General features: G+C 71.9%; 10 protein-coding genes. 7 read left to right on the forward strand and 3 right to left on the reverse strand.

What is annotated here, in order from left to right; all coding sequences use genetic code 11:
* Window position 1 precedes the first annotated feature (1 nt).
* A complete protein-coding gene (locus tag ABD481_RS20340; protein ID WP_344667324.1) occupies window positions 2-880 on the forward strand; it encodes a 5-oxoprolinase subunit C family protein in 879 nt (292 codons plus the stop codon).
* A gap of 25 nt (window positions 881-905) precedes the next feature.
* Here ABD481_RS20340 and ABD481_RS20345 read toward each other — a convergent pair whose 3' ends face one another.
* On the reverse strand, window positions 906-1,625 hold the full coding sequence (locus tag ABD481_RS20345; protein ID WP_344667283.1) for a lipase family alpha/beta hydrolase: 720 nt from the start codon (window positions 1,623-1,625) through the stop codon (window positions 906-908).
* 152 nt (window positions 1,626-1,777) lie between these two features.
* On the opposite strand from ABD481_RS20345, the gene ABD481_RS20350 reads away from it, so the two are divergent.
* The 4 genes from ABD481_RS20350 to ABD481_RS20365 all read left to right on the forward strand — a co-directional run bounded on the left by ABD481_RS20350 (window position 1,778) and on the right by ABD481_RS20365 (window position 8,767).
* Window positions 1,778-3,205 (forward strand): WGR domain-containing protein, encoded by a 1,428-nt coding sequence (locus ABD481_RS20350; protein ID WP_344667284.1) that lies wholly within the window; start codon window positions 1,778-1,780, stop codon window positions 3,203-3,205.
* A 124-nt stretch (window positions 3,206-3,329) separates the two neighbouring features.
* Complete coding sequence (locus ABD481_RS20355; protein ID WP_344667285.1) at window positions 3,330-6,641, forward strand: AfsR/SARP family transcriptional regulator; 3,312 nt, start codon at window positions 3,330-3,332, stop codon at window positions 6,639-6,641.
* Between the two features lie 101 nt (window positions 6,642-6,742).
* Window positions 6,743-7,237: a hypothetical protein gene (locus tag ABD481_RS20360; protein WP_344667286.1), complete on the forward strand. Its 495-nt coding sequence runs from the start codon at window positions 6,743-6,745 to the stop codon at window positions 7,235-7,237.
* Window positions 7,238-7,339: 102 nt separating this feature from the next.
* Window positions 7,340-8,767, forward strand: coding sequence for an FG-GAP-like repeat-containing protein (locus tag ABD481_RS20365; RefSeq protein WP_344667287.1), 1,428 nt, complete (start codon window positions 7,340-7,342; stop codon window positions 8,765-8,767).
* Window positions 8,768-8,771: 4 nt separating this feature from the next.
* Here ABD481_RS20365 and ABD481_RS20370 read toward each other — a convergent pair whose 3' ends face one another.
* The gene (locus tag ABD481_RS20370) at window positions 8,772-9,776 is read right to left on the reverse strand and encodes an AraC family transcriptional regulator (RefSeq protein WP_344667288.1); all 1,005 of its coding nucleotides are present in this window, start codon (window positions 9,774-9,776) and stop codon (window positions 8,772-8,774) included.
* A 15-nt stretch (window positions 9,777-9,791) separates the two neighbouring features.
* On the opposite strand from ABD481_RS20370, the gene ABD481_RS20375 reads away from it, so the two are divergent.
* The gene (locus tag ABD481_RS20375; protein ID WP_344667289.1) at window positions 9,792-10,112 is read left to right on the forward strand and encodes an EthD family reductase; all 321 of its coding nucleotides are present in this window, start codon (window positions 9,792-9,794) and stop codon (window positions 10,110-10,112) included.
* A 120-nt stretch (window positions 10,113-10,232) separates the two neighbouring features.
* Here the strand turns inward: ABD481_RS20375 and ABD481_RS20380 are convergent, their stop codons facing one another.
* Entirely contained in the window at window positions 10,233-10,871 is a 639-nt protein-coding gene (locus ABD481_RS20380; RefSeq protein ID WP_344667290.1) for a TetR/AcrR family transcriptional regulator, read from the reverse strand.
* Between the two features lie 55 nt (window positions 10,872-10,926).
* Here ABD481_RS20380 and ABD481_RS20385 point away from each other — a divergent pair, with 55 nt between their 5' ends.
* Entirely contained in the window at window positions 10,927-11,880 is a 954-nt protein-coding gene (locus ABD481_RS20385; RefSeq protein ID WP_344667291.1) for an alpha/beta fold hydrolase, read from the forward strand.
* The last annotated feature ends 33 nt before the right edge of the window (window positions 11,881-11,913 follow it).

Here is an 11,913-nt window from a genome sequence, read left to right on the forward strand (position 1 = left end):
CATGGCGGACATGGCGCTTACTGTGCTGTCGGCAGGATTGCTGACCACCATCCAAGACCTGGGCCGACCGGGCCACGCCCACCTCGGCGTCCCCCGCTCCGGCGCGCTGGACCGCGGAGCGCACCGGCTGGCGAACCTCCTGGTCGGCAATCCGCCGGGGGCGGCGACGCTGGAGACGACGCTCCTTGGCTGCACCCTCCGCGCCGAGATCTCGGTGACGGCGGCGGTCACCGGCGCCGCGTGCCCGGTCCGCATCGACGGCCGCCCGGCGGCGTGGGGCGCACCGGTGCATCTGCCCGCTGGATCAACGTTCGAAATCGCGCCCGCCGCGCATGGGGTACGCAGCTACGTCGCCTTCGCGGGCGGCATCGCGGTGCCGGAGGTGCTGGGCAGCCGCTCGACGGACCTGTTGAGCGGCCTCGGCCCGGATCCGCTGCAGGCCGGCGACGTCCTCCCGCTCGCGCCGCCCACCGGACCGCCGGCGGACGCCGACGTCATCCCGCACGCCGCCCCGCCCGGACACCTGGTCCTGCCCCTGGCGCTCGGCCCCCGCGACGACTGGTTCGACCCGACCTCCATCGCCGCCCTGGCCCGCACGGACTACCACGTCGCCCCCGCGAGCAACCGCGTCGGCCTCCGCCTCGACGGCCCGGCCCTGAAGCGAAGCCGCGACGGCGAACTACCGAGCGAGGGCATGGTGCTGGGCGCGGTCCAGGTACCGCCGGACGGGAAACCAGTGGTGTTCCTGGCCGACCACCCGACGACCGGCGGATACCCGGTGGTCGGCGTGGTGCCGGCGACCGCGCTGGACGCGGCGGCGCAGGCGCGGCCGGGGACGCTGGTGCGGTTCGTGCCGAGGATGGGAGGTGGGTGGACGTGAGGATGCGAGGGCGTGAGGGCTCTGGTCAGAGCGCCGCCTCCATCAGCAGTCGCCGAACCGTGCTGTACGTCCGATGCCGCCGCGAGTCCGGCTTCGCGATCGTGAAGTGGTCGCCCGGCAGCACCGCGGCGTTCGGGAACGCGGCCTGCGCCGAGGCCCGCGTCACCACCTTGTCCTGTTCGCCCGCGTAGACAGAGAACGGGATCCGGCACGATCGCTCAGTCGGCTGCTCCGCTGCGTGCACGATGTCCCGCTGCACGCTCCGCGCCGTGTCGGCGACCAGTTCGTTGAACGGACGCAGCTCCTTCTCCTGCGGGTTGCCGCGAACCAGCTTCTCGCGTGCCGTCTGCAAGAGCTCAGAACCCGTGTTCGGCGTCGCCAGGAGTACCACGCGGCGGATCCGTGCCAGCTCCTGGCCGCGGCCCTCCGTCAGCATGCGTACCAGGCAGCGTTGGATCACCAGGCCGCCTTGGGAGTGCCCCACGAGGACCAGGCGGTCGAACTCGCCGGCCTCGGTGATCAGGTACTCCTTCAGGCTGTCCGCGACCGTCGAGATCGACGGGATCACCGTCAGCGGCTTCCACGACGAGCGGAACAGCCCGGTCGCGTACTCGAACCGGGGCACCGGCTCGACCGCCTTCGCCATCAGGTCGTAGTCCTCGGCCATGACGGACGTGAACGGGTCCCACATCTCCGCCGAGGAACGCACCCCGTGCACGAACACCACACCCAGCACCCGCTCCACCCCTCCCGGACCGACGGCAGGTCTTCGCGACCGGACCGCGAAGCCAGGCTACTGGTGCAACCGCGGCGAGAATGGAGAGTCTGGCCGGAGCGTCGTTCCACTGCACCCACCTCGCCACGACCCTGTCGGCCAAGGACTGTAAGTTCCTCCCCATGACTCAGGGGACCACCTATCTGGAGCTGTCCGAGGACAGCGGCGGCGCGCACAAGTTCTACGAAGTGACCGTCACCGGCACCGTCGTCGACATCCGCTACGGCCGCATAGGCAGCGACGGCTCGCGGCAGACCTCGACGTTCCCCAGCATCGAGAAGGCCGAGGCCGCCGCGTCCAAGAAGATCGGCGAGAAGGTGCGCAAGGGCTACGCCCCCTCGGTCATGGGTGTGCGCGCCGCGCGCAGCGTCACCCGGCGCGCCGTGGTCTCGGCGCCCTCGACGTCGCGCGCCACCGCTCCGGTGCTCTGGCGCTTCCGCACCGCCTCCAGCGCGTTCGGCATCCACATCGACGGGGACCGCTGCTGGGTCGGCAACCAGAACGGCGACGTCTACAGCCTCGGCCACGACGGCCAGGTGCTGTCCCGCTTCCAGCTCCCCGACGGCGTCAAGTGCCTGGTCGCCGACGACTTCTGGATCTACGCCGGCTGCGACGACGGCTCCGTCTACGACCTGTCCGGCAAGATCCCGCACGCCGCCTACCGCATCGACGAGGACGTCGACATCTACTGGCTCGACATCCACGAGGGCGTCCTGTCGGTCTCCGACGCCGGCGGGCGCCTGGTCGTCATCGACCATGAGGAAGAACACCAGTGGTCCCGCAACAGCCCGGGCACCGGCGCGTGGATGGTGCGCGCCGACGCCACGGCGGTCTACCACGGCCACAGCGCCGGCGTCACCGCCTACGCCGCCGACGGCGGCCGCGAGCTGTGGAACACCAAGACGCCCGGGAACGTGCTGTTCGGCTGGCAGGAGGCTGACCACGTCTACGCCGGCACCGCGCGCCACGTCGTGCACAAGATCGCCAAGGCCGGCGGCCAGGTCGTCGCCGAGTACCGCTGCGACGCCTCCGTCTACTCCTGCGCCACCTCGCCCGACGGCCGCCACGTCTTCGCCGGCGACAGCGCCTCCTCCGTGTACTGCTTCGCCGCCGACGGCACCCGGCTCTGGAAGCTCGGCACCGGCTGCGGTTCGGCGCTGTCGATGCAGTACCGCGACGAGCGTCTCTACCTGGTCACCGGCGACGGCACCCTGGCCTGCGTCGACGCCTCCGAGCAGGCGGTCACCGCGGCCCAGGGCGGCGTCGTCCCGACCGCCCTGGACGTGAAGGCCAGCGCCGCGCTGCCGGTCGCGACCCCGGCCACCGCCGTGGCCACCACCACCTCGGCCGGCTCCGGCACGATCGTCGAGTGCGTCGACGACCACGGCCGGGTCCGGGTCCGCGTCGTCGGGGGCGGCTTCCAGACCGGCTGGAACGTGCAGTTCCCCCGCGACATGCGCGTGGTCGGCGCGCGCTACGTCGTCGAGGAGATCCACGAGGCCAGCGGCGGGTTCTACCGCGTGCGCGGGGAGATCAAGCGGCTGCTCTGATCCGGCGCGGCCCCGTCGTGGTTCCGTCGCGGCCGTCCCCACGGGCGAAGGGGGACCCGGCCACGCCGCCCTGTGACATCATGCGCACTTCGGGTTCCACCACTGCGAATGTCCGGGGAGTGGCATGCGGTTCCAGGTGCTCGGGGCGGTTCAGGCATGGGGTCGGGGAGGGGCGGTCGCCGGGTTGCGGCCGCGGCAGCGGGCGTTGCTGGCCTACCTGCTGCTGCACAGCGACCGGATGGTGCCGGTGGCCAACCTCGTCGAGGCGGTGTGGGGCGGGGAGGCGCCGGCGACCGCCCGCAACCAGGTGCAGTCGGACATGTCGGCGATCCGGCGGGTGCTCGCCGCGGCCGGGATGGCCGATCCGGTCACCACCGGCTCCGGCGGCTACCGCTTCAACGCCGGGGACGCGGTGGTCGACGTCGCCGAGTTCCGGGCCGGGGTGCAGCGCGGTATCGACGCGGTCGGCACCGACCCGGCCCGCGCCGCCGGCCGGCTGCGGGCCGCGCTCGGCCTGTGGCGCGGCGAACCGCTGGCCGACGTCGACGCCGCCTTCGTCGAGGGCTTCCGGGTGAGCCTGGTCGAGGTGCGGTTGCGCGCGCTGGAAGCCCTGGCCGACGCCGAGATGGCCCGGGGACGGCACGCCGACGTGGTCGCCGAGCTCGCCGATCTGGTCGAGCGGCATCCGGTGCGCGAGGGTCTCGTCAGACGTCTGATGGTGGCGCTCTACCGGTCCGGGCGGCAGGCCGAGGCCCTCGCGGCGGCGCGGCGCCTGCGGCGCACGCTGCTGGAGGAACACGGCCTGGAACCCGGCCGCGAGGTGCGCGAGCTGGAGGCCGCCATCCTCCAGTCGGCCGGCGACGCGCTCCAGGACTCCGGCGCCGATTCCGGGACCGGCGCCGGGCCGGCCGTGCCCAGCCAGCTGCCGGTCCGGATCCCCGGCTTCGTCGGCCGTACCGAGGCGCTGCGCCGCCTCGACGCCGCCGCGGCGTTGCCCGAGGCCCCGGTCGTCGTGGTCTCCGGAGGCGGCGGCGTGGGCAAGACCGCCCTGGCCGTGCGGTGGGCCCACCAGAACCGCTCCCTGTTCGCGGACGGCCAGCTGTTCGTCGACCTGCGCGGCTTCGACGACGGCGAGCCCATGTCCCCCTACCGGGCGCTGGCCGGGCTGCTCCAGGGCCTGGGCGTCCCGTCGCAGCACATCCCCCTGGACGCCGACGGGCTCGCCGCCGAATACCGCACCCGCACCGCCGGCCGCTCGCTGCTCGTCATCCTCGACAACGCCCGCGACGCCGAGCAGGTCAGGCCCCTGCTGCCGGCCGGCCCCGGCTGCCTCACCGTGATCACCAGCCGCGGCCCGCTCGCCGGGCTCGCCGTGCGCGAAGGCGCCGCCCGGATCCCGCTCGACGCGCTGTCCCTCGGGGACTCGGTGTCGCTGCTGGAACAACTGGCCGGACGGGCCCGCGTCGCCGCCGAGCCCGGCGCCGTCGCCGACCTGTCAGTGGCCTGCGGCCGGATCCCGCTGGCGCTGCGGATCGCGGCCGCGGTGCTGGTCGCGCAGCCCGGGCGGTCCGTCGCCAGGCTCGCCGCGGAACTGGCCGGATCGGCCGCCGCCCTCGCCGCCTCGGCGTCGCCCTCAGGCACCCGCGATGCCCACAGCGCCCACAACGCCGACGACGCGGACGCTTCCCGTGACGCCCGTGACGCCGGTGACGCGGCCGATTCCCGGGCCGCCGTCGGCCCGGTCCTCGACGCCTCCTACCGGATCCTGCCCACCGGTACGCGCCGCGTGTTCCGGCTGCTCGGCCTGATCCCCGGCGACGCCTTCGGCCCGGACGCCGTCGCGGCGCTCGCCGGCGTCAGCCGGCAGCGGGCCGTGCAGGTCCTCGCCGACCTCGTCGACGTCGGGCTGGTCGAGCAGGTCGGTGTCGACTGTCCGTTGGCGGCGGTTGCGATAGCCGCTGCGGCAGGAGCCGAGGACGGCTCGGACGGCCAGGACGGCCCACCCGCCGCCGAACGCTTCCGGATCCACGACCTGGTCCGGGACTACACCCGCGAGAAGCGCGCCGCCGAGGACCCGGCGGCCGAGCAGTCCGAGCGGTGGGCCGCGCTGCTCGACTGGTATCAGGCCTCGGTGGCCGACGCGGCCGCCGTCATCGCACCCAACATGGTCCGCCTGCCGACGCCCTCCGTCGATCCCCGGACCAGCCGCTTCGCCTCCGCCGACGACGCCCTGGCCTGGCTGGACACCGAACAGCCGAGCCTGGTCGCGGCCGTGCAGACCGCCACCGCGACCGGCCACGAACGGGCCGCGTGGCTGCTCGCCGACGGCCTGCGCGGCTACTTCTATCTGCGTATGCGCTCGGTCGACTGGGTCAGCTGCGCCGAAGCGGCCGTCGCGGCCGGCAGCCGGGCCCCGGAGGACGAACGGGACCGGGTGCTCGCGATGGGGATGCTCAGCCTCGGCATGGCCCACCACTCGTTCGGCGAACCGGGCCGCGCCCGCCGGTACTTCACCCGTTCGCTCCGGCACGCCCGGCTGGCGGGCTGGGCCCCGGCCGAGTCGGCGGCGTCCGGCAACCTGGGCCTGATCGCCTGGCGGGCCGGCGACCTGGAGCTGGCGGCGGCGCTGCTGCGCGACGCCGTCGACTTCGCCCGCCGCAGCGGCGACGCCGCGCTCACCGCCAGCCAGCTGGGCAACCTGGCCAGCGTGATCGGGACGATGGGCCGCCTGCCGGAGGCGGCCGAGCAGTTCACCGAGATCGCCCGCCTGATGCGGCACCTGGGCCACACGGTCAGCGAAGCGCACGCCCTGGCCAACCTGTGCCTTCTCAAGACCCTGGTGGGCCACGCCGCCGAGGCCGAGAAGCACGGCCTGCGCAGCTGCGAGCTGTTCGACAGCGTCGGCGACTCGTGGGCCGCCTACGCCCGGGCGCAGGTCGCCCGCGCCCGCCTCGAACTGGGCGACCTGACCGGGGCCGTCCAGATCGCCGAAGCCGGGCTCGCGCTGGCCCGCGACACCGGCAACGCCTTCGTGGAGGTGGAGCTGTACGTGGTGCTGGCCGACGCCGAGGTGGCGCGCGCCGAGCCGGAGGCGGCGATGGACGCGGCCGAACGGGCCCTGGCCGGAGCCGCGTCGCTGGGCAGCCCGGAGCACTCGGCCGGGGCGCACCAGGCGGCGGCGGTGGCCCACGCGGCCGCCGGCCGGCTCGACGACGCCGCCCGCCACATCGACCAGGCACTGCGGAAGGCGGAGGCCGGGCAGCTGCCCCGGGAGCGGGCCGACGCCGCCCTCGCCGCGGCCCGGATCCACGCCGCGCGGGGCGACGTCGCGGCGGCCCGGGAGCTGGCCGGGGCGGCGTTGGAGACCTTCCGGCGGTCCGACATGGCCCCGCGCGCCGGACAGGCCGAACGCCTGCTGGCTTCACTCGAACCCTGATGTCCGAGGTCGAGGCGCGTATCACAGACGTATCAGGCCTATATCAGGGCTTCGAGAATCCTGGATTCCGGCCGGAGAGTCCGGCGGAATGCGGAGGAACCATGAAGCTCGGGATGATCGCGCGGAACGGGCGCGCGCTGGTGGTTGCCGGGGCGATGGTGGCCGGGGTCACGGTACTGCCGGCGGTCGAGGCGCACGCTTCGACCTCGGCGCTGTGCTCGACGGTGGTCTGGAGGGCCATCGGGGCGAGTTCCGGCTCCTGGCGGGACCCGGCAACGAACAACTTCACCTATTCGGCCGCCCTCGAAGGCACCTACGACCACACCGACCACACCCTCTTCTGCGGGCTGCTCCGTACGCGGGGCACAGTCCAGCACAACACTGGTTCCGGCGCCGTCGCGCATGTGGCGATCACCGTGGACGGGATCGGCCATTCCGACCCCGACAAGGCGGTGCCCGCCGGCAGCACCACGGTCGTCCTCACCACGAAGTCCTACGCCGGCAGCTGCGCGAAGGGGTACCTGGTGATCACCTCGGCCGGCGGGGCGAAGGACGTCACCGTCGCCGGCCCGCACGGGGAATCCCTCTGCGGCTGACCGATCCGGATCCGACCCCAGGCCGCCCGCCCCGTGCCGGCGGGCGGCCCGTCCAGCTCCGAATCCGGTTCCGAATCCGGTTCCGATCCGAGGGGATCAGCGATGTTCGAAACACTGTTCGGGCGCCTGGCCGGCGTCTTCCTCGCGCTCATCACTTTCATCAGTACCCTGACCTTCGCCACCGCGCCGACCGCCTCCGCGGCCTCCGGCGTCGGCGGCACCATCACCCGCTCCGAGATCCTGCAACGTGCGCAGTACTGGGTCGACCAGGGTTACGTCTACAGCCCCGACGCCCCGAACAAGTACACCTACTCCCCGGACGCGGCGGGCAAGAGCTACCGCAATGACTGCTCGGGGCTGGTGTCGGAAGCCTGGCATCTGTCGTCGAGCCAGACCACGGACTCCTTCCCGGGCTCCGGCCTCATCACGAACCTGTCGGGCCTGGACCAGCTCAAGCCGGGCGACGCCGTCCTGCGGACCGGCCACATCGAGCTGTTCGCCCGCTGGAAGAGTGCCTCGGACCACACGCAGGGCGCGTACGTCTACTCCTTCAACCGGGCCGGCGAGACCGTGGAGAACCCGACCACGGTGAGCAACTTCGGCAACCTCGGGTTCGACAGCTGGTCGGACCTGAACACCTACCACGCGGTGCGGTACATCCACGTCGTCGACGATCCGCCGCCGGCGTTCGCCGGGCGCCAGCTCGCCGACCTCGACGGCAACGGCTACCCCGAGCTCATCGGCCGCAGCCCCGACGGGAAGCTGGTCGCCTATCCGCACAAGGCGACGTCCGTCGTCAGCAGCAGCTCCTGGGACAGCCCGATCCAGATCGGGGCCGGCTGGGGCATCTACGACACCTACCTGTTCGCGGACCTCAACGGCGACGGGCGCCCGGAGATCATCGGCCGCCGTCCCGACGGCGCGCTGATCGCCTACCCGCACAAGGCCACGTCGACGATCTCGATGAGCACCTGGGACACGCCGATCCAGATCGGCGCCGGCTGGGGCATCTTCGACCTGATCTTCGCCGTCGACCTGAACAACGACGGCCGCCCCGAACTCGTGGGCCGCAAGCCCGACGGCACCATGTGGGCCTACCCCCACAAGGCCACGTCGGCCATCGCCGGCAGCTCCTGGGACGGCCCGGTCCAGATCGGGGCCGGCTGGAACATCTTCGACATGGTCGCCATCGCCGATCTCGGCAACACCGGCGACCCGGCGAAGGCCGGCCCCGAGCTCATCGGCCGCAAGCCCGACGGGACCATCTACGAGTACCCGCACAAGGCGACCACCACGATCGGCGAGTCCATGTGGGACAACCCGACGCAGTTCGGGGCCGGCTGGCAGACGTACACCTCGTTCCTGACCGGGGACCTGAACGGCGACGGCCGCACCGAGCTGGTGGCCCGCACCGCCAGCGGCGCGCTCAACGCTTATGTGCACAAGGCCACTGACATCATCGACAGTTCGGCGTGGCAGCCCGGGTTCCAGATCGGGGCCGGCTGGAACGTCTTCGACGAGACCGACTGAGCCCTCAGCGGGCCGGTCCGACCGGCGGCGGCTTCGTGCCGCCGCCGGTCGACGCGTACGCCTCCCGCCGCCAATGGGCCGGGGGAGTGCCGTAGCGGTTCTTGAACGCCCGGCTGAACGCCGCCTCCGACTCGTAGCCGACCCGCTTCGCCACCACCGCGATCGACAGCTGCGTGTCGCGCAGCAGCTCGGTGGCGGTGTGCAGCCGAACGTGCGCGAGATACGTGGCCGGCGGCCGGCCCACCCGGGCGCCGAACCGCGCGGCGAACGAGGACCGGGAGAGGTTGCAGGCCCGGGCCAGCTCCTCGACCGTCCAGTCGTGGCAGGGATCCCGGTGGATGGCGCTCAGCGCGACGCCGATCTGCGGGTCGAACGCGCCGGCCAGCCAGTTCGGCTCCGCGTCGGCGCTCGACGCCCACGCCCGGACCATCTGGATGAAGATCACGTCGAGAATGCGGGCGATCATCACCGCCGAGCCCTGGGACGGCGACTGCATTTCGAGCACGGCCATCCGGCGCGCGACTTCGAGCCCTTCGAACCAGTCCGCCTTGCCGCCGTCGGCCATGTCGCCGCCGCGCAGGACGATGGCCGGAGGCAGGCTTCCGAGCAGGTGGCTCGCCTGCGGATCGCCGATGGAGAACGTTCCGCACAACCATTGCGCGGGCCCGGATATGACGTCGAGGGAGTGTTCGTCACCGCGGGGAAGCAGTACGAAATCACCGCTTCTTAAGTGTTCGACACGTGACTCGCCAGCGACCTGAAGTACGACCTCGCCTTCGTCAATCATATGCAGGCAGCCCATATCGGTAAAAGTGACGGAGGCTGATTGCGGCGCGGCGTGGCCGACGATCCGATCCCCGCTCAGGCGCACGCTCTGGAGCAGCTCCGACAGCAAGTCGTAGGACTCCTCCGGACGATCGGCAAAGTTTTGCGGCGGAGCGGTCATGGTAGCTGCTCGTTCCTCTGAATAGGGTTGTTCTCGCTCGCTTACATCGATCAATTCCGGCAATCAGGAGCGCAATTCATGGCAGAGCACGCCACCCCGACAAAGATCACGTTCGTCTATTCCAACCCTACCGACCCGGAAGCCTTCGAGGCGGCGTATTCCGAGCAGCTCGACCTGGCTCGCGAACTCCCGGGCGTGACCCGGTTGCAGACCTCGAAGGTCTGGCCGAAGGAGGACGGCAGCCCGACCCCCGCCTACCGCTTCCTGGACCTCTACTTCACCGACTACGCGGCGGCCAGCGCCGCCGCGGCGAAGGCGGGCCCGCTCGTCGCCAGCACGGTGAAGCACGCCACCGGCGGCGTGGTGATCGCGTTCGCGGAAGTCCTCGAAGACGCCTGACAGCGCACTGCCGGCCGGAGCCGGAGCCCTTGCGGCAGACGTGCTGACGGCCGGATGCTCGGCGATAGTCCCCGGTGGGTACCACTCCACCGGGGCGACATCATTGCCCCTGCGGGGCCGTCAGCCGTACAGCTCGCCCAGCCCGCCGTTCAGCAACTCGAACGCCCGCTCCGCCGACCGGACAGCATCCGGGTACCGCTGCTCCGCGCTGAGCCCCTCGGTCAGGTGCCGGCGGTTGTCCTCGGCCAGTGCTCGGAGCATCGCGTAGATCTGGCAGGCGGCGAGGCGGGCGGTATCGGTTTCGACGTCTCCCTCGACCTGGCGCAGCGCGTCGGCCAGTGCTTCTTCGGCGTTCGCCTGGTAGAGCAGCACCTTTGCCTGGAGCGACGGCGTCTCCAGCACCATGGCGATGAAGGCCAGCGATTCCGGCCGGTCGTCGAGTCCTGTGATCGGGTCCCGCTGGGCCAGGCCCTCAAGGAAGTACTCCCGCAGCGCGTCCAGGGGGCTCGTTCCCGCGGTCCGGGCGAGGACCATGCGGGCCGGCTCGTCGGCGTGGTCGGCGAAGCTCCCGACCACCAGGTCTTCCTTGCTCGGGAAGTACTTGAACAGGGTCCGCTTCGACACCTCGGCCGCCGCCGCGATCTGGTCGACGCCGACCGCGCGGAATCCGGACTCCAGGAACAGCCGGGTCGCCGCGTCCTGGATGGCCTCGTGTGTGCGTTGCCGCTTTCGTTCCCGCAGGCCAGGTGCTTCTGTCACGGTGCCAAGTGTATACCGGGTTGAAAAGTAAACTCGGTATACCTATCGTGGAGGCATGCCCGCCTACCGCACCGGAACCGTCCGCTCGGCCGACGGAACGACCATCGCCTACCGCCACTACGGCGCACCCGCGCCCGCGTCCGGCCCCGCGTCTGGCCGCAGCCTCGGCTCCGCGTCCGGCCCCGGCCCCGCACCGGCCCTCCGCCCCCGCGCCGAGGCCGACCGCCCCGCGCTGCTCGTTCTCCACGGCGGCATGAAAGCCGCCCAGCACATGGCGGACCTCGCCATCGAACTCAGCGACCAGTACGAGGTCTTCGTCCCCGACCGCCGCGGCCGGGGCCAGAGCGGCGGCTTCGGTCCCGACCACCGCATGCAGCGCGAAGTCGAGGACGTCCAGGCGCTGGTCGACGCCACCGGGGCCCGCATGCTGTTCGGCCACAGCGCCGGCGGCCTCATCAGCCTCAGCGCCGCCCTGGCCATCCCCTCCTTGGAAGCGCTCGCCGTCTACGAGCCACCGCTGTCGGTCCGCGGCTCCGCGCCCACCGACTGGCTGCGCCGCTTCGACCGCGAGATCGCCTCCGGCCGCGTCGTCCCGGCGGCCGTCACCGCGCTGAAGGGCATGCGCACCGAACCGCTGTTCACCCGCTTCCCGCGCTGGCTGCTCACCGCTGTCGGTTCCGTGACGCTGCGCATCGAGCGCCCCGCGCCCGGCGAGTCGTCGATCGTCGAACTGGTCCCCACCATCCACAACGACATCGCGCTCGTGGACGAGATGGCGGACTCCGCCGCGAGGTACGCGGCCCTGCGCATGCCGGTGCTGCTGCTGGGCGGCACCAAGAGCCCGGAATACCTGGACATCGCCCTCGACGAGCTGGCCGCCGTCATCCCCCACGCGAAAAGGGAGGTCTTGCAAGGACTCGATCATCAAGGCCCTGAAGAAAAGGACAGCGCCCGCGTCGCCCAGACGCTTCGTGCTTTCTTCAATACTTCTGTAGCCTCTCGCAAATGATGGTTTTAGGCCACCCACCAGCGGAATCCTAGC

This window comes from Catenulispora yoronensis, from assembly GCF_039531695.1.
GTDB lineage: Bacteria > Actinomycetota > Actinomycetes > Streptomycetales > Catenulisporaceae > Catenulispora > Catenulispora yoronensis.

What these genes read in the sequence shown, in the direction of transcription:
- ABD481_RS20340 (WP_344667324.1), top strand. Translation starts at nt 2, where the DNA reads ATGGCGGACATGGCGCTTACTGTGCTGTCGGCAGGATTGCTGACCACC.
- ABD481_RS20350 (WP_344667284.1), top strand. Translation starts at nt 1,778, where the DNA reads ATGACTCAGGGGACCACCTATCTGGAGCTGTCCGAGGACAGCGGCGGC.
- ABD481_RS20355 (WP_344667285.1), top strand. Translation starts at nt 3,330, where the DNA reads ATGCGGTTCCAGGTGCTCGGGGCGGTTCAGGCATGGGGTCGGGGAGGG.
- ABD481_RS20360 (WP_344667286.1), top strand. Translation starts at nt 6,743, where the DNA reads ATGAAGCTCGGGATGATCGCGCGGAACGGGCGCGCGCTGGTGGTTGCC.
- ABD481_RS20365 (WP_344667287.1), top strand. Translation starts at nt 7,340, where the DNA reads ATGTTCGAAACACTGTTCGGGCGCCTGGCCGGCGTCTTCCTCGCGCTC.
- ABD481_RS20375 (WP_344667289.1), top strand. Translation starts at nt 9,792, where the DNA reads ATGGCAGAGCACGCCACCCCGACAAAGATCACGTTCGTCTATTCCAAC.
- ABD481_RS20385 (WP_344667291.1), top strand. Translation starts at nt 10,927, where the DNA reads ATGCCCGCCTACCGCACCGGAACCGTCCGCTCGGCCGACGGAACGACC.